General features: G+C 72.1%; 18 protein-coding genes. 12 read left to right on the plus strand and 6 right to left on the minus strand.

The genetic code is table 11. The annotated features are described in order from the left end of the window. The first annotated feature begins 105 nt into the window (after positions 1-105). Genes hisS through hisG form a run of 3 tightly spaced genes read left to right on the plus strand, consistent with a single transcriptional unit; the run spans position 106 to position 3685 of the window. A complete protein-coding gene (gene hisS, locus PHZ_RS01825) occupies positions 106-1587 on the plus strand; it encodes a histidine--tRNA ligase (RefSeq protein WP_041372986.1) in 1482 nt (493 codons plus the stop codon). After that, on the plus strand, positions 1587-2738 hold the full coding sequence (locus PHZ_RS01830; RefSeq protein WP_012520895.1) for an ATP phosphoribosyltransferase regulatory subunit: 1152 nt from the start codon (positions 1587-1589) through the stop codon (positions 2736-2738). Before hisS ends, PHZ_RS01830 begins: the two co-directional genes overlap by 1 nt. Continuing rightward, a complete protein-coding gene (hisG, locus tag PHZ_RS01835; RefSeq protein WP_012520896.1) occupies positions 2735-3685 on the plus strand; it encodes an ATP phosphoribosyltransferase in 951 nt (316 codons plus the stop codon). The genes PHZ_RS01830 and hisG overlap by 4 nt, the downstream gene beginning before the upstream one ends. A 285-nt stretch (positions 3686-3970) precedes the next feature. Here the strand turns inward: hisG and PHZ_RS01840 are convergent, their stop codons facing one another. Both PHZ_RS01840 and PHZ_RS23735 read right to left on the minus strand, forming a co-directional pair. Further along, positions 3971-4417 (minus strand): copper chaperone PCu(A)C, encoded by a 447-nt coding sequence (locus PHZ_RS01840; RefSeq protein WP_012520897.1) that lies wholly within the window; start codon positions 4415-4417, stop codon positions 3971-3973. Between the two features lie 147 nt (positions 4418-4564). Further along, positions 4565-4930, minus strand: coding sequence for a DUF2946 family protein (locus PHZ_RS23735; RefSeq protein WP_041372987.1), 366 nt, complete (start codon positions 4928-4930; stop codon positions 4565-4567). Positions 4931-5036: 106 nt separating this feature from the next. On the opposite strand from PHZ_RS23735, the gene PHZ_RS01850 reads away from it, so the two are divergent. Both PHZ_RS01850 and PHZ_RS01855 read left to right on the plus strand, forming a co-directional pair. Beyond that, positions 5037-6836: a cation:proton antiporter domain-containing protein gene (locus PHZ_RS01850; protein ID WP_012520898.1), complete on the plus strand. Its 1800-nt coding sequence runs from the start codon at positions 5037-5039 to the stop codon at positions 6834-6836. Positions 6837-7369: 533 nt separating this feature from the next. Further along, the gene (locus tag PHZ_RS01855; RefSeq protein WP_041372989.1) at positions 7370-8563 is read left to right on the plus strand and encodes an OmpA family protein; all 1194 of its coding nucleotides are present in this window, start codon (positions 7370-7372) and stop codon (positions 8561-8563) included. Positions 8564-8662: 99 nt separating this feature from the next. On the opposite strand, the gene PHZ_RS01860 is transcribed toward PHZ_RS01855, so the two are convergent. After that, positions 8663-9133, minus strand: coding sequence for a winged helix-turn-helix transcriptional regulator (locus tag PHZ_RS01860; protein ID WP_012520900.1), 471 nt, complete (start codon positions 9131-9133; stop codon positions 8663-8665). 78 nt (positions 9134-9211) lie between these two features. Between PHZ_RS01860 and putA the strand changes: the two genes are divergently transcribed. The 5 genes from putA to PHZ_RS01885 all read left to right on the plus strand — a co-directional run bounded on the left by putA (position 9212) and on the right by PHZ_RS01885 (position 17406). After that, positions 9212-12331 carry a bifunctional proline dehydrogenase/L-glutamate gamma-semialdehyde dehydrogenase PutA gene (putA, locus tag PHZ_RS01865; RefSeq protein WP_041372991.1) on the plus strand — a complete coding sequence of 1040 codons (3120 nt, stop codon included), beginning with the start codon at positions 9212-9214 and terminating at the stop codon, positions 12329-12331. Positions 12332-12401: 70 nt separating this feature from the next. Then, the gene (locus PHZ_RS01870; RefSeq protein WP_041372993.1) at positions 12402-14183 is read left to right on the plus strand and encodes an SLC13 family permease; all 1782 of its coding nucleotides are present in this window, start codon (positions 12402-12404) and stop codon (positions 14181-14183) included. Between the two features lie 244 nt (positions 14184-14427). After that, positions 14428-16287 carry a ribonucleoside-diphosphate reductase subunit alpha gene (locus PHZ_RS01875; protein ID WP_012520903.1) on the plus strand — a complete coding sequence of 620 codons (1860 nt, stop codon included), beginning with the start codon at positions 14428-14430 and terminating at the stop codon, positions 16285-16287. A 94-nt stretch (positions 16288-16381) separates the two neighbouring features. Next, a complete protein-coding gene (locus tag PHZ_RS01880; protein ID WP_187149095.1) occupies positions 16382-17140 on the plus strand; it encodes a lipid A-modifier LpxR family protein in 759 nt (252 codons plus the stop codon). 71 nt (positions 17141-17211) lie between these two features. Continuing rightward, a complete protein-coding gene (locus PHZ_RS01885; protein ID WP_041372996.1) occupies positions 17212-17406 on the plus strand; it encodes a hypothetical protein in 195 nt (64 codons plus the stop codon). 32 nt (positions 17407-17438) lie between these two features. Here the strand turns inward: PHZ_RS01885 and PHZ_RS01890 are convergent, their stop codons facing one another. Continuing rightward, on the minus strand, positions 17439-18110 hold the full coding sequence (locus tag PHZ_RS01890; protein WP_012520905.1) for a glutathione S-transferase family protein: 672 nt from the start codon (positions 18108-18110) through the stop codon (positions 17439-17441). 106 nt (positions 18111-18216) lie between these two features. Here PHZ_RS01890 and PHZ_RS01895 point away from each other — a divergent pair, with 106 nt between their 5' ends. Continuing rightward, the gene (locus PHZ_RS01895; RefSeq protein ID WP_012520906.1) at positions 18217-19269 is read left to right on the plus strand and encodes a ribonucleotide-diphosphate reductase subunit beta; all 1053 of its coding nucleotides are present in this window, start codon (positions 18217-18219) and stop codon (positions 19267-19269) included. A gap of 427 nt (positions 19270-19696) precedes the next feature. Here the strand turns inward: PHZ_RS01895 and bla are convergent, their stop codons facing one another. Beyond that, positions 19697-20542 carry a subclass B3 metallo-beta-lactamase gene (gene bla / locus PHZ_RS01900; RefSeq protein ID WP_012520907.1) on the minus strand — a complete coding sequence of 282 codons (846 nt, stop codon included), beginning with the start codon at positions 20540-20542 and terminating at the stop codon, positions 19697-19699. A gap of 124 nt (positions 20543-20666) precedes the next feature. Here bla and PHZ_RS01905 point away from each other — a divergent pair, with 124 nt between their 5' ends. After that, positions 20667-21542, plus strand: a complete 876-nt coding sequence (locus PHZ_RS01905; protein WP_012520908.1) for a LysR substrate-binding domain-containing protein — start codon at positions 20667-20669, stop codon at positions 21540-21542. On the opposite strand, the gene PHZ_RS23510 is transcribed toward PHZ_RS01905, so the two are convergent. After that, positions 21539-22546 carry a helix-turn-helix domain-containing protein gene (locus PHZ_RS23510; RefSeq protein ID WP_049758100.1) on the minus strand — a complete coding sequence of 336 codons (1008 nt, stop codon included), beginning with the start codon at positions 22544-22546 and terminating at the stop codon, positions 21539-21541. The genes PHZ_RS01905 and PHZ_RS23510 overlap by 4 nt on opposite strands. Positions 22547-22563 lie beyond the last annotated feature (17 nt).

Here is a 22563-nt window from a genome sequence, read left to right on the forward strand (position 1 = left end):
TGACAAGCGCCGTCCGTCCCTCAGACTTCCCGAGAGACGACGATGACCGAACCTTCCCCAACTGCCTCCTTGAGCGCGCAGGCCGCAGCCGGTAAGCGCCCAGCCATGGCCCAAGACCCGCAACGCCCCGAAGCCCGCACGCCGCGCGGCTTCGTCGACCGCCGAGCCCGCGACGTGGTCGCCGAGCGGCAGATCCTGACCGCCGTCTCAGGAGTCTATGAGCGCTGGGGCTTCGAGCCGCTGGAGACCGGGGCGTTCGAATACGCCGACGCCCTGGGCAAGTTCCTGCCCGACGCCGACCGTCCGAACGAGGGCGTCTTCGCCCTGCAGGACGACGACGAGCAGTGGATGGCGCTGCGCTACGACCTGACTGCGCCGCTGGCCCGCTTCGCCGCCCAGAACTGGGAGACCCTGCCCAAGCCGTTCCGCCGCTACGCCTACGGGCCGGTCTGGCGCAACGAGAAGCCGGGGCCGGGGCGCTTCCGCGAGTTCGTCCAGTGCGACGCCGACACGGTGGGCTCGGCCCGTCCCGAGGCCGACGCCGAGATCATCGCCATGGCCGTGCAGGGCCTGGAGGCCGCGGGCCTGCCGGCCGGCTCGGCGGTCATCAAGATCAACAACCGCAAGCTGCTGAACGGCCTGATGGCGGCGGCCGGGGTGACCGACGAGGCCCAGAAGCTCGGCGTGCTGCGCGCGGTCGACAAGCTGGACCGCCTGGGCGCGGACGGCGTGCGCCTGCTGCTGGGCGAGGGCCGCCTCGACGAGTCCGGCGCCTTCACCAAGGGGGCGGGGCTCTCGGCCCAGTCCGCCGAACGGGTGCTGGCCTTCACCGCCGCCGGCGTCGGCGGCCGGGCCGAAACCCTGGCCAAGCTGGCCGAGGTCGTCGGCGGCTCGGCCGAGGGCGACGAGGGCCTGGCCGAGCTGGCCGCCATCGACGCGGCCCTGTCGGCGCTCGGCGTCGGGCCCGACCGGGCGCTGTTCGACCCGGCCGTCGTGCGGGGCCTGGAGTACTACACGGGCGCGGTGTTCGAGGCCGAGCTCTTGCTCTCCACCACGGACGAGAAAGGACAGAAGGTCACCTTCGGCTCGATCGGCGGCGGCGGGCGCTACGATGACCTCGTGGCCCGCTTCACCGGCGAGCGGACGCCCGCCACCGGCTTCTCCTTCGGCGTCTCGCGCCTGGCCGCGGCCCTGCGCGCCGCCGGCCGTGACGCAGCCCGAAAGGGTCCCTGGGCCGTCCGCGGCCCGGTGGTGGTCATCGCCTTCGACCAGGCGCGCATGGCCGACTACTTCGCCCTGGCCGGCGAGATCCGCGCGGCGGGCGTCCCGGCGGAGGTCTACCTGGGAAGCTCGGGCATGAAGGCCCAGATGAAGTACGCCGACCGGCGCCTGTCGCCCGCGGCGGTCATCCTGGGCGAGGACGAGATCGCCGCCGGCACGGTCACCGTGAAGGACCTCGACCTCGGCCGCGAGCTGGCCAGCAAGGTGACCGACAACGCCGAGTGGCGCGAGCAGCGGCCCGGCCAGCAGACCATCGCCCGCGCCGAGCTGATCCCCGCCCTGCGCCGCATCCTGGACGCCGGCTGATGCGCGTCGAGCCGCCCGTGCCGGAGGCGGCGCTCGCCGCCATCCGCGCGCCCCTGGAGGCCGCCGGCGCGACTCGCGCCGACGCGCCCCTGCTGCAGCCGCTGAACCTCTTCCTGGACTTGGCCGGGGAGGCGATGCGCGCGCGGCTGTTCGTGGTGCAGGCCGAGGGCGGGGCCGAGGCGTGCCTGCGCCCCGACTTCACCGTCGCCATCGCCCGCGCCCACCTGGAGTCGGGCAGGCGCGACGGGCGCTATCTCTACGAGGGCGCCGCCTTCCGCGCCTCTGCCGGCGCCGAGCGGCCCGAGGAGTTCCTGCAGGTGGGGTTGGAGCTGTTCGCCCCCCAGAGCCAGGGGGGCGACGGTGCGGCCGAGGCCGCCGACGCCGAGATCGCCGGCCTGGCCTGGCGCGCGTGCGCGGCCGGCGGGCGGGCCGACCTCTCCCTGCGGCTCGGCGATGTCGGCCTGTTCGGCCCGTTCATCGAGAGCCTGTCCCTGGCCGAGGGGCTCGCCGCGCGGCTCAAGCGGGTGGCGGGCCGGCCGCGCCTGCTGCAGGCCGAGCTGGCGCGCACCGGCGAGACGGCCGGCGGCGCGCGCGGAACCCTGGCCAGCATCCTGTCGGGCCTGTCGCAGGCCGAGGCCGGCGCCCTGCTGGAGGAGGTCTGGGCCTTGGCCGGCGTCGAGCCCGTGGGCGGCCGCGGGCCGGCCGAGATCGCCGCGCGGCTGGTGCGCAAGGCCGAGGCGGCCGCCGCGCCGGCGCTCACCGACGACCAGGCGGGCGCCATCCGCGCGTTCATGGCCATCGACGATTCGCCCGACGCGGCCCTCGCCCGGGTGGGCGAGCTCGCCGGCCGCAACGACAGGGCGCTGAATGCGGCGCTGGAGGGCTGGGCGCGGCGCTTGGCCGAGCTCGCCAGGGTCGCCGACCCGCACCGGATGCGGTTCGCCCCCGCCCTCGGCCACGCCTTCGACTACTACGACGGCCTGACCTTCGAAGTGGTCAGCGAGGCCCTCGGCCCCGAGCGGCCGGTGGCCGTCGGCGGCCGCTACGACGGCCTGCTGGCCCGCCTTGGGGCTGGCCTCGGGGGCGGCGAAGGGAGGGCGGTGGGCTGCATGGTCCGGCCCTGGCGCGCATGGGACGGAGGCGAGCAATGAGCGAGCTGGTCATCGCGGTCCCGTCCAAGGGCCGCCTGAAGGAGCAGGTGGAGGCCTGGCTGGCCGACGCCGGCCTCGACCTTTCCGTCACCGGCGGGGCGCGCGGCTACATGGCGGGCCTCAAGGGGCTGCCGGGCGCCCAGGTGCGCCTCCTGTCGGCCGGCGACATCGCCGAGGCCCTGGACGCCGGCGAGGTCCACCTCGGGATCACCGGCGAAGACCTGCTGCGCGAGCGCGGCGAGGACCTCGACTCCCGCGTCCTGCTGTTGCGGCCGCTGGGCTTCGGCCGCGCCGACCTCGTCGTCGCCGCACCGAAGAGCTGGCTCGACGTCGAGACCATGGCCGACCTCGAGGAGGTCGCCGCCGAGCACCTGGCCCGCACCGGCCGGCGCATGCGCGTGGCGACCAAGTACCTCTCCCAGACCCGGGCCTTCTTCGCCCGCCACGGCATCGCCGATTACCGCATCGCCGAGTCGGGCGGGGCGACCGAGGGCGCGCCGGCGGCCGGCGCGGCCGAGCTGGTGGTGGACATCACCACCACCGGGGCGACCCTGGCCGCCAACGGCCTGAAGGTGCTGGCCGACGGGGTGATCCTGAAGAGCCAGGCGCAGCTCGCCGCCAGCCTGCGGGCCGAGTGGGGCGAATCGGCCCTCGCGGCGGCCGAGCGCCTGCTGCGGGCGGTGGAGGCCCGGGCCGCGGCCCGGCGCAGCGCGACCCTGATCTGGCCATCCCGTGGCGACGCCGCCGAGGCCGAGGCGGTGGACCGTCTCGTCGCCGCCGGCGCCTCGCGCCGACCCAACGGCCTGCTGGTCGAGATGGGGCAGGTGGCCGAGGCCGCTCAGGCGCTTACCGCCGCGGGCCTCGGGCCGGTCACAGCCGCCCAGCCCGAGTTCGTCTTTGACGTGAGCTGCCCAGCGCTTACAACCCTCAAGTCCCGGTTGTTTTGACGACAGCGTCAAAAATTTGAGGCAAATCGCAATTTTATGAACTGACTTTGCCGGGAACCCCGTTTGGGCCCGTTGACTCGGCCAGAAAATTGCCGTTCTGTCATCAGGCGAGAGACATGACGGCGCAAGTCCGAAGGTCTCCGGCGTTTCGGGGAGGAAACGCCCGCTCAATCAGAGCGACTGCTCAAGACGGCCCGCTGCGATTATCCCCCGCAGCGGGCCGGTTCTTTTTGAGGGCCCCCGCGGTTTTGACTCAGGCGTCAAAACCGCGGGGGCTTTTCCACATCAGTGATGCGCGTGTCCGGCCGGCGGGGCGACCCGCACCTCGAACTCGGCGCTGAGCTTGGCGCCGCTGGCGAAGACCAGAGTCGCCGGGACCCTGTCGCCGGTCTTCAGCGCCCGCGTCAGCCCCATGAACATCAGGTGATAGCCGCCGGGGGCGAAGGTCACCCGCGCGCCGGGGGCCAGGGCCACCCGGTCCTGCCTTTCCATCTTCATGATCCCGCCGGCCATGCTGGAGCGGTGGATCTCGGTCCGCTTGGCGGCGGGGCTTTCCACCGCCACCAGGGCATCGGCGGTCTTGCCGGGATTGGTCAGGGTCATGAATCCGGCGCCGGTGGAGCCGGCCACGGCCGGGCGGCTCCAGGCGCCGGACACCTGGGGCGCCGCGTGGGCCTGGGCGGCGGCGGCGAGGGCGAGGGTCAGCCCGAGGGCGGGCGGGATGAGCTTCATGGGACGCACCTTAGCGATGATCGTGGCCGGGCCGAGGCGCCGGGCGAGGCAAGGGGGAGTCCGGAGAACGGCTTCACTTCTCGATCTCCAGACGCATGAGGATGCGCGCGGGCGGGCCGCGCACGGATGTCCCGGATGGGGTCCGGGTCAGGCGTTCGGAGGCGGAGGTCCCTGGCCGGGCGGCCGCGGCGGGGCGCGGGCCGGCGGAGGCGGCTTGGCGCGGGGAAGCGGCGCGGCCGCCGCGACATAGGTCACCCGCGGGAGGGCGGCGTCGACGGCGGGGGGCGGCGGTGCGGCCCCCGCCGCGGGGCAGACGCAGTGGTCGCAGCGGCCGACGTGGCCGGGCAGGCTCCCGTCCGCGGGGGCCGCCTCCATGCCCGCGCTGGTGCAGATCACGCCTTGAGCGAGAGGGGCCGGCGCGGCCCCGGCGATGGACGGGATCAGCGCCTGGACCAGCAGCGCGAAGACGGCCAGCAGGGCGATCACCGCCCTGCGTTCGGCGCGCGCGCCCATGGCTCTGTCCCGCGGCGTGGTCACGGAACGCCGTCGTAAGGCCGTGGCGGGATTACGCAAGCCCGCCCGCTGCGTCATAGTCCGCGGGAATCAACCCGGAGAGCCGATGGAAGGCCACGTCGAGACCGGCGCGTACAAGGACGTGGTCCTGTTCCTGGCCACCGCCGGCGTCGTGGTCCCGCTGTTCCGCCGCTGGCGGATCAGCCCGATCCTGGGCTTCCTCGTGGCCGGCGTCCTCCTGGGCCCGTTCGGCCTGGGCAGCCTCTCGCACCAGTTCGGCTGGCTGCGCGCCATGACCATCGACGAGCCCGAGCAGCTCTCGGTGCTGGCCGAGCTGGGCGTCGTCTTCCTGCTGTTCATGATCGGGCTGGAGCTGTCGTGGGAGCGCCTGCGCGCGATGCGCCGCTACGTCTTCGGGCTGGGGGCGCTGCAGGTGGGCCTGTGCCTGGCCGGCGTCGCCGGCGCGGCCCTGCTGCTGGGCCAGCGGCCGCTGGCGGCCCTGGCGATCGGCGCGGCCCTGGCGCTGTCCTCTACCGCCATCGTCATGCCGATCCTGGCCGAGCAGAAGCGCCAGCATTCGCAGGCCGGCCGCGCCACCTTCTCGGTCCTGCTGTTCCAGGACCTGGCCGTCGCCCCGATCCTCGTCACCCTCACCCTGCTCAGCCGGCAGGAGGACGCCGTCTTCGGCCCCGCGCTGCTGCTCTCGTTCGCCCCGGCGGTGCTTGGCCTGGCCGCCCTGTTCCTGATGGGCCGGCTGCTGTTGCGGCCGATGCTGCGCTCGGTGGCCAAGGCCAAGAGCGAGGAGCTGTTCGTCGCCGCCAGCCTCCTAGTGGTCATCGGCGCCGGCCTGGTCAGCGCGCTGACCGGCCTGTCCATGGCGCTCGGCGCGTTCATCGCCGGCCTGCTGCTGGCCGAGACCGAGTTCCGCCACGAGGTCGAGGTGCGGGTGGAGCCCTTCAAGGGCCTGCTGCTCGGCCTGTTCTTCCTGTCGGTGGGCATCGGCCTCAACGTGCCGCTGCTGGTGGAGCGGCCGGCGGCCATCCTCGGCATCGCCCTGGCGATGGTGGCCGGCAACGCCCTGGTGGTCTTCGGCCTCGCGCGGCTGTTCGGCCTGCGCTCGCGGCCCGCCGCGGAGGCCGCCCTTCTGCTCGCCGGCGCGGGCGAGTTCGCCTTCGTCATCCTGGGCCAGGCCATGGGCGGCGGCATCGTCGACCGCACGACCGGCGAGACGGTGCTGGTCGCCGCGACCGTCTCGATGTTCTGCATCCCGCTGCTCTCCCTGCTCAGCGTCCGGGTCGGAGGGCGCAAGGTCGCCCCCGCCGAGACCCCGGCGGAACCCGAGGGGGCCGAGCCCGGGGGAACCGAGCCTGGGGGGACGCCGCGCGTGCTGGTGGTCGGCTACGGCCGGGTCGGCCGCCTCGTCGGCGACATGCTGAACCGGCATCAGGTCGCCTGGGTGGGGGCCGAGAAGGACGCCCGCATGGTCGACACCGGCCGCCGCGCGGGCCAGCGGATCTACTTCGGCGATGCGGCCCGGCCCGAGTTCCTCGAGCGCTGCGGTCTGGCCGAGGCCCCGGCGCTCGTGGTGACCATGGACGATCCCGAGGGGGTGGAGGCGATCGTCGGCCTCGCGCGTTCCCTCCGTCCGGACCTGACGATCGTCGCCCGCGCCCGCGACGCCCGCCATGCCCAGCGGCTCTACGAGCTCGGCGCCACCGACGCCGTGCCCGAGACGGTGGAGGCCAGCCTGCAGCTCTCCGAGGCGGTGCTGGTAGAGATCGGCGTGCCGATGGGCCTGGTGATCGCCTCGATCCACGAGCGGCGCGACGAGTTCCGGGCGGCGCTCAACCGGCCCGAGGCGCTCGGCGGCCGCGCCCGCCGCTTCCGCCGCGAGCGCGGCGCCTGACCGGCGCCGGGAATTTGGCGGCGGAAATATTGTCAGCTTGCGTTCATGTGTCGGGAACCAAGCGTTGCCATGCACGTTGAGGCCCCGAGCGCGAAAGGGGCGCAGGGTCGGACGAGGGGTGAGCCGTTGCGAGGCCAGGAAGGCCAAGCTGGGATGCTAGCGGTCGCGGACGTGCGTCCGCCGCACCCGCCTGCGTCGCCGTTCCCGCTTCACAAATATTTCCAACAGTTTCGGCGAGCATTCGCCGCCCATCCGGCCAAGGTTGGCGTGGAACAGCGGAGGTGCTCGACTTGAGTTTTCCGGCGGACTCGGCTGAAGCCGGGCCCGAGGCGGGGAGAGGCGGTCTGTTTTTCTCGGATCGCACCGTTGATCACTGTCAAGGTTGTGTTCAGCGTCCTCGCCGAAGCTGGAAAGGGGGCCAGATTGGGGTCGGAGTGTGGCTTCGGCGACACTTACGCATCGCATCGGCCTTGTTATAACGGCGGCTGGGTCAAATGGCCGCACCACCTGAGGGCAACGAGAGGGCTCTGATTATGAAGTTGAAACTCCTGGCAGGGGCTGCGATGGCCGCGGCCTTCGCCGCGTCCGCCGCCCAGGCGCAAGTCGGCTGGTACGGCGCGGTCGATCTCGGGTACCACTGGCCCGAGCAGTTCGAGATGGACTCCTCGAACAACGCGCCGAACGGCAATCCCTACGTCTGGGATTTCAATCAGGAAGAAGACTGGGCCGGCTTCGCCCGTCTCGGCTATCAGGTGACCGACAACTGGCGCGTCGAGCTCGAGCTCGGCTACCGCGGCGGCGACCTGGAGTCGGTGCGCGGCGGCTCGAACCAGGCGGTCCTGGGCCTCTGCACCCCCGGCGTGGTGCGCACCGCGGCGGCCCCGACCTGCGGCTCGCCCGACGGTGACGTCACCTCGTGGACCGTGATGGGCAATGTCATCTACGACATCATGCCCGGCTCCTCGATCAACCCGTTCATCGGCGGCGGCATCGGCATCAACCACGTCTCCATGGAGACGCTGGGCCAGTTCTCGAACGTTCCCGGGATCACCGCGGCCAACCCGGCGATCCAGAACCTGACGATCGACGACGACGACACCGCCTTCGCCTGGCAGCTGCTGGCCGGCGTGGCGTGGCGCGCCACCGATCGCCTGAACGTCGACCTGACCTACCGCTACCTCGGCGGTTCGGATCTCGACTTCGACTCGACCGGCTCGAACGCCGGCGGCCTGCAGCCGGGCGTGTTCAGCGGCGAATACCGCGACTCGTCGGTGACCCTGGGCCTGCGGTACTCGTTCGCGGCCCCGCCGCCCCCGCCGCCGCCGCCCCCGCCGCCGCCGCCTCCCCCGCCGCCGCCTCCGCCCCCGCCGCCGCCTCCGGCGCCGGCCTACGAGGCCAAGCAGTTCATCGTCTACTTCCCGTTCGATCAGTACGTGCTGACGCCGGAAGCCCAGCAGGTGGTCACGGAAGCCGCCAACTACGCCAAGGGCGGCAACGCCACCCGCGTCGTGGTGGTCGGCCACGCCGACACCTCGGGCTCGCAGGCCTACAACGTGCGTCTGTCCGAGCGCCGCGCGAAGGCGGTCGCCGACGCCCTGGTGGGCTCCGGCGTGAACCAGACCTCGCTGTCGGTCGACTGGAAGGGCGAGACCATGCCTGCGGTCGCCACCGGCGACGGCGTCAAGGAACCGCTGAACCGCCGTTCGACGATCGACATCAACTTCTGATCTCGATCGCCGGCTTCGGTCGGACACTAGGCGAGGGCCCGGCGGAAACGCCGGGCCCTTTGCTTTTGGGGAAGGCGGGCGTTCGCTCGCGGCTGGAGATCAAACCGGCAGCTGGGTCGTGCTCTTCACCTCTTCCAGCACGGCGTAGGTGCGCGTCTCGCGCACGCCGGGGATGCGCACCAGCACGTCCTCCAGGAACGTCCGCCAGGCGGCCAGGTCGCGCACCCGCGACTTGATGAGGTAGTCGAAGCCTCCCGCCACCATGTGGCACTCCAGCACGTCGGGCGAGCGGCGGGCCGCGGCGGCGAAGGTCTCGAACACCTCGGGCGTCGTGCGGTCCAGCACCACCTCGACGAAGATCAGCACCCCGCGCTCGACCTTCTCGGGGTCCACCAGGGCGGTGAAGCCGGTGATGTAGCCGCCCTCGCGCAGCCGCCGCACCCGCTCGGAGCAGGCGGAGGGGGACAGATGGCACCGCTCGGCGAGCTCGGCGTTGCTGATCCGCCCGTCCGCCTGCAGCGCCCGCAGCAGCCGCCGGTCGGTCTCGTCCAGTCGCAGATTGTTCGCCATCGCCCGTTTCCGCCGTGGAAGCTGCGGCGACCTCGCCGCCGAACCGTGATACATTCGGCGCTAAGTACCATATCCCGAATGCTGTCGCAGCAGGAGGCTCCCTTGCCGTTCGATCATCTGGATGCCGGCAAGTTCGCCGACGAACGTACGGTCCTGACCAGGGCGCTGGCCGCCCGGCCGCTCAGCCCGCAGGACCGCGAGGCGGTCCGGCAGGAGGCCGAGGCTCTGGTCCGCGCCGCGCGCAAGGCGGCCCGCAAGCAGGGAGTGGTCGAGAGCTTCCTGCAGGAGTTCAGCCTCTCCACCCGCGAGGGCCTGGCCCTGATGTGCCTGGCCGAGGCCCTGCTGCGCACCCCCGACGAGGAGACCCGCGACCGCCTGATCGCCGAGAAGATCGCCTCGGCCGACTGGGCCAGCCACGCCGGCCGCTCGGACTCGCTGCTGGTCAACGCCTCCACCTGGAGCCTGATGCTCACCGGCCGGCTGATCGACCCGGACGAGGAGGCCAGGAACGACCTGCCGGGCTTCATCAAGCGCCTGGCCGGGCGCCTGGGCGAGCCCGTCATCCGCAAGGCCGTCGGCGCCGCCGTCCGCATCATGGGCGAGCAGTTCGTCCTGGGCGCCACCATCGAGAAGGCGATCCGCCGGGCCGCGGCCGACGGCTTCGTCTGCTCGTTCGACATGCTGGGCGAGGGGGCCCGCACCGACGCCGACGCCGACCGCTACGAAGCCGCCTACGCCGAGGCCATCCGCGTCGTCGGCAAGTCCGCGACCGGTCAGGGCCCCGAGGCCGGGCACGGCGTCTCGGTGAAGCTGTCGGCCCTGTCGCCCCGCTACGAAGCCCGCCAGGCTGAGCGGGTGTTCGCCGATCTCTATCCTCGGATCCTGCGCCTGGCTCAGATGGGGGCGGAGGCCGACATCAACCTGACCCTCGACGCCGAGGAGGCCGACCGCCTCGTCATCTCGCTCCAGCTCCTGGATCGGCTCGCCCGCGAGCCGGCCCTGCGAGACTGGAAGGGCCTCGGCCTCGCCGTCCAGGCCTACCAGAAGCGCGGCCCCGAGGTGATCGCCGCCGTCGCCGACATCGCCCGCTCCAGCGGCCGCCGGCTGATGGTTCGCCTCGTGAAGGGCGCCTACTGGGATTCCGAGATCAAGCGCGCCCAGGTGGCCGGCCTGTCCGGCTATCCGGTGTTCACCACCAAGGCGGCGACGGACCTGTCCTATCTCGTCTGCGCCAGGGCCCTGCTGGCCGCCGCCCCCGCGCTCTACGCCCAGTTCGCCACCCACAACGCCCACACCCTGGCCGCCGTCCGCCAGATGGCCGCCCAGGCCCAGGTGAAGTTCGAGTTCCAGCGTCTGCACGGCATGGGCGAGGCGCTCTACGGCGCCGCCCAGGAGCGCTATGGCGACTTCCCGCTGCGCGTCTACGCCCCCGTCGGCAGCCACGAGGACCTCCTGCCCTACCTCGTCCGCCGCCTGCTGGAGAACGGCGCCAACACCTCCTTCGTCCATGCCCTGCTCGACGAGAAGACCCCGGTCTCCAAGGTCGTCGTGGACCCGATCTCGGCCGTGGAGGCCGCCGGCGGCGCCCCGCACCCGCGCATCCCGCTGCCGCGCGACCTCTACGGACCGGCCCGGAAGAACTCCGAGGGCCTCGACCTGTCGATCAAGGCCGTGCGCGACGACCTGACCGCCGCCGTCGCGCGGCTCGACGGCGAGTCGCTCAAGGGCGCGCCCATCGTGTCGGGCCGCCTGCTGACGGACGGGGAAGGCGCCGAGGCCCGCTCGCCCGCCGAGCTCTCCCGCGTGATCGGCCGGACCTGGCAGGCGAGCCCCAGGCAGGTGGACGAGGCTTTCGCCGTCGCCCGCGAGGCGCAGCCCGGCTGGGACGCCCTCGGCGGCGAGGGCCGCGCCAAGGTGCTGCGCGCCATGGGCGATGCGCTGGAGGCCCATCGCGAGCGCCTGATCGCCATCTGCGTGCGGGAGGCCGGCAAGACCCTGGCCGACGCCATCGCCGAGGTGCGCGAGGCCGCCGATTTCTGCCGCTACTACGCCCACCTCGCAGAGCGCCAGTTCGCCAGCCCTGAGACCCTGCGCGGGCCCGTCGGCGAGACGAACCAGCTCCAGCTCCACGGCCGCGGCGTGTTCGTCTGCATCAGCCCCTGGAACTTCCCCCTGGCCATCTTCACCGGCCAGGTCGCGGCGGCGCTCGCCGCCGGCAACGGCGTGCTGGCCAAGCCCGCCGAGCAGACCCCGATCATCGCCGCCGAGGCGGTCAGGCTGTTCCACGCCGCCGGCGCGCCAGCCGGCCTGCTGCACCTGCTGCCCGGCGACGGCGCCGTGGTCGGCCAGGCCCTCGTCTCGCATCCGGGCTGCGACGGCGTGGCCTTCACCGGCGGCACCGACACGGCCTGGGCGATCAACCGCACCCTGGCGGCCCGCCAGGGGCCGATCGTGCCGTTCATCGCCGAGACCGGCGGGCTGAACGCCATGTTCGTCGACACCACGGCCCTGCGCGAACAGGTCATCGACGACGTGTTGCTGTCGGGCTTCGGCTCGGCGGGCCAGCGCTGCTCGGCCCTGCGCATCCTGTTCCTGCCGCACGAGACCGCCGACGCCCTGCTCGACGGCCTGAAGGGGGCCATGCGGACGCTGGTGGTGACCGATCCCGCCGACCCGCGCGCCGATGTCGGGCCGGTGATCGACGCCGAGGCCAAGGCCGCCCTCGAGGCCCACGTGCAGCGGCTGGAGGCCGAGGCGCGGGTGCTGGCCCGGTTGGACGTCCCCGCGGGCGGGCATTTCTTCGCCCCGACACTGGCCGAGATCCCGGACGCGAGCTTCCTGGGCAAGGAGGTGTTCGGCCCGATCCTGCACGTGGTCCGCTACGATCCCGCCCGCCTCGCCGAGGCCGCCGCGCCGCTGGTCCAGGCCCGCTACGGCCTGACGCTGGGCGTCCATTCCCGCATCGAAGCCTTCGCCGAGGAGGTCCAGCGGGCGGTCCCGGCCGGCAACGCCTACGTCAACCGCTCGATGATCGGCGCGGTCGTCGGGGTCCAGCCGTTCGGCGGCGAAGGCCTCTCGGGAACCGGCCCCAAGGCCGGCGGGCCGCACGCCCTGCTGCGCTATGCGGTGGAACGGGCGGTCAGCGTCAACATCACCGCCCAGGGCGGCGATCCGGCCCTGCTCAACCTCGACGCCTGACGGCGCAGCCGGACGGCCCGAGCCGCGTTCTACATTCCTGAGCCGGCCCGCGCCGGCGCGAGGGATGCCTATGACATTGCAGCAGGCCCTGGCCTTCGGGCTGGTGGGCGCGACCATCGTGGCCTTCATCTGGGGGCGGTGGCGTTACGACGTGATCGCGCTTTCGGCCCTCGGCCTGGGGCTCGTCCTGGGCGTCGTCCCCGCCGAGGACGCCTTCTCGGGCTTCGCCAACGATGTCACCGTCATCATCGCCTGCGCCCTGGTGGTCAGCGCCGCGTTCGCCCGCTCCGGGATCGTCGAGGCGGCCCTGCGGCCGCTTCTGCCCCGGCTGACCAGCGCCCGCACCCAGGTCCCCTTGTTCGCCGGCGTCGTGGCCCTGCTCTCCATGGTGACCAAGAACGTCGGCGCCCTGGCGCTGATGATGCCGATCGCCCTGCAGACCGCCCGGCGGACGAACGTCTCCCCGTCCTGCCTGCTGATGCCCATGGCCTTCGCCTCCCTGATCGGCGGGACCGTGACCATGGTCGGCACCTCGCCGAACATCCTGGTCTCCGAGGTCCGCCAGCAGGTCCTGGGCGAGCCGTTCCAGATGTACGACTACGCGCCGGTGGGTCTGGCGCTGACGGCGCTGGGGCTCGTTTTCCTGGCCTTCGCCTACCGCCTGCTGCCGACCACCCGGACCGCCACCGAGACCCTCGACACCGCCATCGAGACGGCGCCCTACGTCACCCAGGTCTCCGCCCCCGAGGACTGGACCCTGGAGAAGCGGGCGGTCCGCAATCTCCAGGCGCTGGGCCAGGGCGAGGTCCGCATCTTGGCGCTCATCCGCGACGGCGAGCGGCGGGCGCAGCCGCACCCGAACGTCCGCGTCCGCCCAGGGGACAAGCTGCTGGTCGAGGGCGAGCACCAGGCGCTCGACACCTTCATCACCCGGGCCAAGCTCAAGCACAGCCGCGCCGATCGCCCGGTCGCCACCGAGGAGCCCACCGAGGAGACCCGGGTCGTGGAGGCGATCGTGGGCTCCGACTCCATGCTGATCGGCCGCTCCGCCAAACAGGAGGACCTCTACGGCCAGCACGGCGTGAACCTGCTGGCCGTCAGCCGCTCGGGCTACCGCACGACCGTCGAGCTCAAGGGCATGCGGCTCCGCGCCGGCGACGTGGTGGTCCTGCAGGGCGGGGAGCGCACCCTGCCGGGCGCGCTGAAGACCCTCGGCCTGCTGCCGCTCGCCGAGCGCGACGTGCGTCTGGGCGGAATCCGTCGCCGGGTCGCCCCGGCGCTGATCCTGCTCACGGCCATGGTGCTGGTGGCGGTGCAGGCCGCGCCGGTGGCCATCGCCTTCTTCGCCGCGGCCGTGGCCATGGTGCTGGTCGGCGCGATCCGCATGCGCGAGGCCTATTCGGCGCTCGACGGCCCGGTGCTGGTGCTGATCGCCGCCCTGATCCCGGTGTCGGACGCGATCCGCGCCACCGGCGGCGCCGAGCTCATCGCCTCGGCCCTGGCCCAGGCGTTCGAAGGCCGCCCGCCGATCCTGGCGCTGGGCGCGGTGATGGCCGTCTCCATGGCCGCCACGCCCTTCCTGAACAACGCCGCCACGGTCCTGATCGTGGCTCCGGTCGGCGCGGCCCTGGCCCGGCTGCTGGGCCTGCATCCCGATCCGTTCCTGATGGCGGTGGCGGTCGGGGCGGCCTGCGACTTCCTCACGCCCATCGGCCACCAGTGCAACACCCTGGTCATGGCGCCGGGGGGCTACCGCTTCGCCGACTACCCCAGGTTGGGGGCGCCGCTGACCGCTCTCGTCCTGCTTGTCGGAACCCCGCTGATCGCCGCCGTCTGGCCCCTCCAGGGTTGAGTTCACACTCTCGTGAGTCCGGCCGCCGCCCGGCCGGCCAAACGATTGATCTGCCGAGGGGCCGCTCGCCGTGTTAACCTCTGGTTTACGAAAAAGCCTGTGGGCGGAGGGCTCGCCTCATTGACGAGTCATTAGCCAAGTGTCCCCATATGTGGGTTGTTCGGGCTGGGGGCCCACAACATGTAGGGGCTCGGGACGGCGACCAGGGAGGTCGAGGTTCCGCAGAGGCATAGGTTCGAGGGAAATGAGCGAAGCGGCGAAGGTTGGGATTGCCGACAGTGCGGAACGGGTCCAGGCGCAGCCGGCCAAGCCGCAACTCCAGCTCGTGCGCAAGGTCCAGGTGGACCGCAGCCGCGACGCGAACCTGACCGATTTCGGCAAGACGACCCTCGAGGACCGCTATCTGCTGCCCGGCGAGTCCTATCAGGACATGTTCGCCCGCGTGGCCACGGCCTTCGCAGACGACGCCGACCACGCCCAGCGCATCTACGACTACATCTCGAACCTGTGGTTCATGCCGGCGACGCCGGTGCTGTCGAACGGCGGCGCGAGCCGCGGCCTGCCGATCTCGTGCTTCCTGAACGCGGTTCCCGACAACCTGGACGGCATCGTCAGCGTCTGGAACGAGAACGTCGCCCTGGCCTCCAACGGCGGCGGCATCGGCACCTACTGGGGCGGTGTCCGCTCGATCGGCGAGAAGGTGAAGGGCGCCGGCCAGACCAGCGGGATCATCCCCTTCATCCGGGTCATGGACTCGCTGACCCTCGCCATCAGCCAGGGTTCGCTGCGCCGCGGCTCGGCGGCCGTCTACCTCGACATCCACCACCCGGAGATCGAGGAGTTCCTCGAGATCCGGAAGCCCTCGGGCGACTTCAACCGCAAGAGCCTGAACCTCCACCACGGCCTGTCGATCACCGACGAGTTCATGGAGGCGGTCCGCGACGGCGCCATGTTCGGCCTGCGCTCGCCCAAGACCGGCGAGGTGATCCGCGAGGTGGACGCCCGCTCGCTCTGGCAGAAGATCCTCGAGATCCGCCTGCAGACGGGCGAGCCCTACCTGATCTTCTCCGACACCGTGAACCGGGCCATGCCGCAGCACCAGCGCGAGCTCGGCCTGCAGGTCCGCCAGTCGAACCTGTGCTCGGAGATCATGCTGCACACCGGTCAGGACCACCTGGGCCAGGAGCGGACGGCGGTCTGCTGCCTCTCGTCGGTCAACGCCGAGAAGTTCCTGGAGTGGCGCGACCACCCGACGTTCATCGAGGACGTCATGCGCTTCCTCGACAACGTGCTGGAGGACTTCATCCACCGCGCGCCGCCCGAGATGAAGAACGCCGTCTACGCGGCCAAGCGCGAGCGCTCGGTGGGCCTTGGCCTGATGGGCTTCCACTCGTTCCTGCAGCAGCAGAACGTGCCGTTCGAGAGCGCCCTGGCCAAGAGCTGGAACATGCGGCTCTTCAAGACCCTGCGCCGCCAGTGCGACGCGGCCTCCCGCACCCTCGCCGCCGAGCGCGGCCCGTGCCCGGACGCGGCCGAGCGCGGAGTCATGGAGCGATTCAGCCACAAGCTGGCCATCGCCCCCACCGCCTCGATCTCGATCATCTGCGGCGGCACCAGCGCCGGCATCGAGCCGATCCCTGCCAACATCTACAGCCACAAGACCCTGTCGGGCACCTTCGCGGTGAAGAACCCCTACCTGGAGCGCCTGCTCGACGAGAAGGGTCAGAACACCGCGGCGGTGTGGGATTCGATCCTCGCCAACGAAGGTTCCGTCCAGCACCTCGAGTTCCTGAGCCAGGACGAGAAGGACGTCTTCAAGACGGCGTTCGAAATCGACCAGCGCTGGATCGTAGAGCTTGCAGCAGACCGCACGCCGGATATTTGCCAGTCCCAGTCCGTGAACCTGTTCCTTCCGGGCGATATTGATAAGTGGGACCTGCATATGCTTCACTGGACTGCGTGGGAGCGGGGGTGCAAGTCGCTTTACTATCTGCGTTCGAAGTCCGTGCAGCGGGCGGCGCACGCGGGGGGCGAGGCCGCGCAGGCGGTGGAGATGCAGGTCGAAGGCAAGACCGACTACGAGGAATGCCTCGCCTGCCAGTGAGTTAACCATCTGATCTTTTGGGGCTTGCCCGCCGCCCCGATCGTGGAACTATGGACCCAGGACCCGCGCTCCAGACGCGGGCTGGGAGATGCGCATGATGCGGCGGGCGGCTGCAGCGGCCATGGTGCTGGCGAGCACGGCGACGGCGCCGGCGCTCGCCCAGGCGCCCGACACCGCCGCCCAGGCGCTGAAGGGCGCCGCATTCCTTGACAGAGAGACCTTCGAGCCCGGCCACGGCGTGGTCCGCTGGCGCTCGAACGAGGTCCGCCTGGGCCCGGCGAGCACCCTGCGCATCCAGGTGGGCGAGACCCTGCGTGGCCCCCTGCGGCCCGACGCCGACCTGTTCGACGCCGGCGACCTGGACGTCACCCTGCTGCGGTCGTGGCCGCGGGCGGTCAGCTTCGCCGAGGGCGGGCTGGAGTTCGACGTCTCGCCGCACGCGGGGCTCGGCGTGGGCAGCCGCGGCGGCTCGGCCGAGGCCGGCGCCATGCTCACCGTCGGCCAGCGCCGCGAGCGCCAGGCGGTCGAGGCCCTGAAGGACTTCGGCGTGCGCGACGGGCTGGAGTACGGCGACCGGGGCCGCTGGTACCTGTTCGCCGCCGCTAGCGGCCGGGCCGTGGGCCTCAACATGCTGCGCAACGAGGGCGACTGGGACCGGGCCGGCTGGTCCACCGACACCACCGGCGCCCTGGTCGGCGACGCCCAGGTGGGCGTGGGCTGGCGCAAGGGCGACATGCAGAGCTCGTTCGGGGTGATCCACCGCGAGGTCCGCGGCGAGCACATGGTGTTCGGCCAGCACACCCGCGACGACACCGTGGCCGCCTTCACCTTCTCGATCCGTCCGCAACGCTGAGCGCCGGCGCCGAAATCCCGTCCGAATCCTGTGATGGTGCAGCTTCTCCAACAGCGGAGGCGTGATCCCCCATGTCGAAGGTCCTGTCCAAGGCCGTCCTGATCCCCGCGACGGGCGCCCTCGCCCTCGCGCTCGCCGCCTGCGGGCACGGGGTGGAGCAGCGCGCCGCCACCGGCGCCGTCGCGGGCGCGGTGGTCGCCGGCCCCGTCGGCGCGGCCGTGGGCGCCGGCGTCGGCACGATGGTCAGCAAGTCGGTGGACAAGTAGGGGCGGCGCGTCCTCCCCCTGCGGGGATCAGTTCAGCCTTCCCACCCCTCCGTGAAGGGCATGCGCTCGGCCCAGAAGGCGGCGAGGGGCGGGTGGGCGTCGACGCGGCGGACCACCTCGGCCAGGCCCGGGGCGGCGGCGTAGAAGCCCCGGCGCCGGGGCCCCCAGCGCGAGACCACGGCCAGGTAGAGGTCGAGCACCGAGACGTCCTGCCCGAACAGGAACGGCCCCTCGGGCTTCGCCTGGGCGTCCATCATCCGCCAGCAGTCGAGGATGCGGGCGGCGGTGCGCTCCTTCAGCACCGGCTCGTGCGCCGGCTCGGCGGCGAGGCGCGAGAGGTCGTCGCGGATCCAGTAGAGCGAGTAGATCTGGGCCGAGATGAAGGCCATCCAGCGCAGGAACCGCGCCCGGTGGGGATGGCCCGGGGGCGGGGCGAGCCGCGCCTTAGGGTGCGCCTCGGCCAGCCAGATGAGGATCGCCGCGCTCTCGGTCATCAGCTCGCCGGCCGATGATCCGTCGGACGGCAGGACCAGCGCCGGGATCTGGCGCATCGGATTGACCTTGGCCATCTCGTCGGCGGCGGCCCGGTCGGCCCAGACCACCCGCTCGACCACCGAGAAGGGCGCGCCGATCAGGGTGAGCGCCGCCTCGACCGGGACCGAGCCCGAGCCGGCGGCGCCGTAGACGACATAATCCCCAGCCATTCACAACCTCGTGGAAAACTCTAGATGCGGCGTACCGGCCCCTTTACGCCCACAAGATGTTGCGTCACCTTTGGCTGACGCGAGAGCCAGGGGCAGGATGAACGAGATGAGCGCGAGCGCGACCTCCAACGTGAAGGCCCTGCCGGGCCTCTTGACGCCGTCCTTCGCCTACAAGCCGTTCCGGTATCCGTGGGCCTACGACTACTGGAAGAAGCAGCAGCAGGTTCACTGGATGCCCGAGGAGATCCCCCTCGGCGAGGACCTGAAGGACTGGGCCTCCAAGCTCAACGACCGCGAGCGCAACCTGCTCACCCAGATCTTCCGGTTCTTCACCCAGTCGGACGTCGAGGTGAACGACAACTACATGGAGCGCTACGCCAGAGTCTTCAAACCCACCGAGGTGAAGATGATGCTGGCGGCGTTCTCCAACATGGAGACGATCCACATCGCCGCCTACGCCCTGCTGCTCGAGACGATCGGCATGCCCGACGCCGAGTTCACGGCCTTCCTCGACTACCAGGCGATGCGCGACAAGCACGACTACATGCAGAGCTTCGGCGTGGACACCCACGCCGACATCTGCCGGACGCTGGCCATGTTCGGGGGCTTCACCGAGGGCCTGCAGCTGTTCGCCAGCTTCGCCATGCTGATGAACTTCCCGCGCCACAACAAGATGAAGGGCATGGGCCAGATCGTGTCGTGGTCGGTGCGGGACGAGAGCCTGCACTGCGAGGGGATCATCAAGCTCTACCACGCCTTCAACAAGGAAACGGGCGCGGTGACCCAGGCGGTCGCCGACGACATCGTCGACTGCTGCAAGACGGTGGTGGGCCTGGAGGACAAGTTCATCGACCTGGCCTTCGAGGCCGGCGAGGTCCAGGGCATGACCCCGGACGACATCAAGCAGTACATCCGCTTCATCGCCGACTGGCGCCTGAAGCAGCTCCACCTGCCGCAGGTGTACGGCATCAAGGAGAACCCGCTGCCCTGGCTGCAGTCGATGCTCTCGGGCGTCGAGCACGCCAACTTCTTCGAGGCCCGCGCGACCGAGTACTCCAAGGCCGCGACCAAGGGCCAATGGCACGGCGAGGCCGGCGTCTGGGCCGAATTCGACCGGATGCAGGCCAAGCGCGCCGCGAACGAGATCCCGGCGGAGTAGGCGGCGAGCCGTCCCGGGGCGGCGCATCCATCTTTCCCGCCGTCATCCCGGAAAGCCGCGGCGCGGCTTGTTCGGACCCGTCCGCGCCGGGAGGCGCCGGGTGGGGCGCGGCGTTCCGGCCGGCAAGGATCCGGCGATGATAGGTCCCGGTCTTCGGCTGTCGCCGAAACCGGGATGACAAGGGGGGGAGGTGCGAGGCCCCTCTCCCTAGCCCTCTCCCTCTCCGCTACGCGGGGGGAGAGGGATAAGGTTCGCGTTACGTTCTCATCCGCGCTATCAATTGACAATGGGCTGGGCCTCCCAGGCCCAGGTTCTGGAGCGCATCCGCGACGGCGCCTCGCTGCGCCAGCTGGGCGCCGAGCCGGGCATGCCGTGCGCCCGGACCCTCCCCGCTTCACGGGGGAGAGCGGGAAGGGGAGAGGGGGCGTCAGCGGGCGGCCTGGCGGGCGAGTTCGCGTTCGAACATGGCTTCGGCGCGGTCGACCTGGCGGGCCAGCTCGGCGGGGTCGCGGAAGGGATCGGGCTCGCCCGCCGCGCGCCTGGCCCGCTTGCCGGCCATGTCGAAGAACTCGGGGTGGAAGTTGAGGAAGTAGTCGGCGTGCAGCGTCCGCAGGCGGGCGAAGGTGCGCCGGAAGTCGGCGGCGGCGTCGGGATAGGCCGGATCGCCGTGCAGCTTCTGGCCGGCCACCGTCAGGCTGCAGGCGAACAGCACCGTTCCGGACGGGCCGGCCAGCGACCAGCTGGTGCAGCCGCGGGTGTGGCCGGGGGTCACGTGGGCGGTCAGCGACGCCTGGCCGAGCCGCAGGGTGTCGCCGTCGGCCACGACCTGATCCACCGCGACCGCGGGGAAGCCGTCCAGCTCGGGGCGGCCGAGGGTGCGGCCCGCCCCGAGGTCGGGCGCATCGCCGGCGCTGGCGACCAGCGCCGCGCCCGTGCGGCGCTTCAGCTCGGCGAGGCCGCCCGCGTGGTCGAAGTGGGCGTGGTTGACCAGCAGGTAGCGCACGTCCTCCAGCTTGAAGCCCAGCGCCTCGATGTTGGCGGCGATCAGCGGCGCGCTCTCGGGCAGGCCGCCGTCGATCAGCGCGTGCCCGCCGGGGTCGGCGACGAGGTAGGCGCCCAGGCCCTCGGTCCCGACGTAGTAGACCGGGCCAGCGATCCGGAACGGCGCGGCGGGCCGGTTCCACTCGGCGCGCTGGGCCGCGTCCTGGGCGATCGACACGGACGGGGCGGCGGTCGCCGTCGCCAGGGCCAAGGCCAAGAAAAGGTTTCGCATCAGGGTCCCTCCCGCGTCAGCCGGGCGGCGCGCCGGGCCGACGGCCGCCCTTTGATGGCGCAGGCGCCGGGCGCAGTGCAAAGGACCTTTCCTGGCGGGAGCCATAAGCCTAGGTAATGGCGCGATGGTGCGACCCTACCTTCCCCTGAACGGCCTACGCGCCTTCGAGGCGGCGGCGCGGCACCTGTCGTTCACCAAGGCCGCTATCGAGCTGTGCGTCACCCAGGCGGCGGTCAGCCAGCAGGTGAAGGCGCTGGAGGGGCGGCTGGGGCGGCGACTGTTCCGCCGACTGCCGCGGGGTCTGGCGCTGACGGACGAGGGCCTGGCCCTGCTGCCGGCGGTGGCCGAGAGCCTGGACCGGCTGGGCGAGGCGGTGGAACGGGTGGGCCAGGCCCGCCCGCGCGAAGTGGTCAACGTCGGCGTGGTGGCGACCTTCGCCCTGGGCTTCCTGCTGCCGCGCCTGCCGGCGCTGGCGGCGGCCGCGCCGCAGATCGACCTGCGCCTCTTCACCAACAACAACCGCGTGGACATGGCCGGAGAGGGCCTGGACTGCGCCATCCGGTTCGGCGACGGCGCCTGGCACGGGACCCACGCCGAGCGGCTGATGGACGGGGCGATGACGCCGCTGTGCGCCCCGGGCGTGGCGCGGCGGCTGGAGACGCCCGCGGATCTGTTGGGCGAAACCCTGCTGCGCTCGTACCGGGCCGAGGAATGGACCCGCTGGTTCGCCCTGGCGGGCGTGCCGGTCCCGCCGCTGCGGGGGCCGGTGTTCGACTCCTCGCTGGCCATGGCCGAGGCGGCCGAGCAGGGCCTGGGGGTGGCGCTGGCGCCGGCGGCGATGTTCCGCGCGCGCATCGACCGCGGGGCGCTGGTGCAGCCGTTCCGGCTGGACGCGCCGGTCGGCGGCTACTGGCTCACCTGGCTGAGGTCGAAGGCGCCGACCGAGGGGATGCTGGCGTTCCGCGCCTGGCTCTCCGAGGCCTGCGGCGAGGCGCCCTAGCCGGCGGCCGCGGCGTCCACGGCGGGCGGGCAGGTCTCACGCACGCTGTCCCAGACGGCGAGGACGCCCAGCTGCGACAGGGACGCCATCAGCCGCTGGAGGTTGGCCGCGCTGACGGCGAGCGACGGGAAGACGGCGGGGCGGGCCAGGGCCTCGGCCGGCACGATGAGGCCGCCCGCGGTGCGGACGATGAAGCCGCGCTCGATCATCCCCAGGACGTGCCGGCGCACCGTCTCTGGCGACATGCCGAGGCGGCGGGCGACGAAGCCCACCGAGACCGGCCGGCGCATCGCGTCGGGGGGCATGTCGGCGGCGGCGGTCCCCTCCTGGCCGCGCACGTCGGCAGACCAGTGCTCGGTGTTGCTGCGGAACACCTCGAAGAGGATCAGGCCGTCCCACAGGTCGCCGATCCGGGCGATGGCCTCGGCCACCCGCAGGACGTAGGCGCCGACCAGGCGGGCGACGGCGCGGACCGGCACGACGCCGGGGGCGAGCTCGACGGTCGGCGGCGGCAGCTCGCCCAGCAGCCCGAGGTCGGACAGGTCGTAGTAGAACGCCCGCAGGCGCTCGTAGCCGCGGTAGGCGTCGACCGCGTAGCGCGGCTCGGACAGCGCCTGCGCCGGCACGATCACCCCGCCATCGACGAAGCGGACGAAGCCGTCCCGGGCCATGGCGCCGATCCGGCGGCGCACCGTCTCGAACGGCAGGTTCAGCGAGGCGGCGACGGCGTTGATGCTGACCGGCCGGCGCAGGGAATCGGGCGGCGGGGCGTCGCTCTCGGCGAACGCCACCAGCACGTCGGCGTGGCGCTGGATGTCGGCGACATTGGCCTGGATGATCGCGCTGGCCAGCAGGGTGTCGAGCGGGTCGGACGCGCCGCGGGCGATCTGGACGGTGTCGAGCAGGAAGGCGCCGGTCAGGCGGCTGAGCACGCGCAGCCGGCCGATCGCGCCGTCCCCCGCGGGGAGCGCGCCGCCTGCGGGCGGGGCCTGCGGTCCTGTCATGGAGCCCGAGCATGGGC

The sequence above is a fragment of the Phenylobacterium zucineum HLK1 genome (genome assembly GCF_000017265.1).
Taxonomy (GTDB): Bacteria; Pseudomonadota; Alphaproteobacteria; order Caulobacterales; family Caulobacteraceae; genus Phenylobacterium; species Phenylobacterium zucineum.

What these genes read in the sequence shown, in the direction of transcription:
- PHZ_RS01860 (WP_012520900.1), bottom strand. Translation starts at nt 9,133, where the DNA reads ATGGCGAACAATCTGCGACTGGACGAGACCGACCGGCGGCTGCTGCGG.
- bla (WP_012520907.1), bottom strand. Translation starts at nt 20,542, where the DNA reads ATGCGAAACCTTTTCTTGGCCTTGGCCCTGGCGACGGCGACCGCCGCC.
- PHZ_RS01905 (WP_012520908.1), top strand. Translation starts at nt 20,667, where the DNA reads ATGGTGCGACCCTACCTTCCCCTGAACGGCCTACGCGCCTTCGAGGCG.
- PHZ_RS01855 (WP_041372989.1), top strand. Translation starts at nt 7,370, where the DNA reads ATGAAGTTGAAACTCCTGGCAGGGGCTGCGATGGCCGCGGCCTTCGCC.
- PHZ_RS01840 (WP_012520897.1), bottom strand. Translation starts at nt 4,417, where the DNA reads ATGAAGCTCATCCCGCCCGCCCTCGGGCTGACCCTCGCCCTCGCCGCC.
- PHZ_RS01830 (WP_012520895.1), top strand. Translation starts at nt 1,587, where the DNA reads ATGCGCGTCGAGCCGCCCGTGCCGGAGGCGGCGCTCGCCGCCATCCGC.
- PHZ_RS01875 (WP_012520903.1), top strand. Translation starts at nt 14,428, where the DNA reads ATGAGCGAAGCGGCGAAGGTTGGGATTGCCGACAGTGCGGAACGGGTC.
- hisS (WP_041372986.1), top strand. Translation starts at nt 106, where the DNA reads ATGGCCCAAGACCCGCAACGCCCCGAAGCCCGCACGCCGCGCGGCTTC.
- hisG (WP_012520896.1), top strand. Translation starts at nt 2,735, where the DNA reads ATGAGCGAGCTGGTCATCGCGGTCCCGTCCAAGGGCCGCCTGAAGGAG.
- PHZ_RS01870 (WP_041372993.1), top strand. Translation starts at nt 12,402, where the DNA reads ATGACATTGCAGCAGGCCCTGGCCTTCGGGCTGGTGGGCGCGACCATC.
- putA (WP_041372991.1), top strand. Translation starts at nt 9,212, where the DNA reads ATGCTGTCGCAGCAGGAGGCTCCCTTGCCGTTCGATCATCTGGATGCC.
- PHZ_RS01880 (WP_187149095.1), top strand. Translation starts at nt 16,382, where the DNA reads ATGATGCGGCGGGCGGCTGCAGCGGCCATGGTGCTGGCGAGCACGGCG.
- PHZ_RS01890 (WP_012520905.1), bottom strand. Translation starts at nt 18,110, where the DNA reads ATGGCTGGGGATTATGTCGTCTACGGCGCCGCCGGCTCGGGCTCGGTC.
- PHZ_RS01895 (WP_012520906.1), top strand. Translation starts at nt 18,217, where the DNA reads ATGAGCGCGAGCGCGACCTCCAACGTGAAGGCCCTGCCGGGCCTCTTG.
- PHZ_RS23735 (WP_041372987.1), bottom strand. Translation starts at nt 4,930, where the DNA reads ATGGGCGCGCGCGCCGAACGCAGGGCGGTGATCGCCCTGCTGGCCGTC.
- PHZ_RS01850 (WP_012520898.1), top strand. Translation starts at nt 5,037, where the DNA reads ATGGAAGGCCACGTCGAGACCGGCGCGTACAAGGACGTGGTCCTGTTC.
- PHZ_RS23510 (WP_049758100.1), bottom strand. Translation starts at nt 22,546, where the DNA reads ATGACAGGACCGCAGGCCCCGCCCGCAGGCGGCGCGCTCCCCGCGGGG.
- PHZ_RS01885 (WP_041372996.1), top strand. Translation starts at nt 17,212, where the DNA reads ATGTCGAAGGTCCTGTCCAAGGCCGTCCTGATCCCCGCGACGGGCGCC.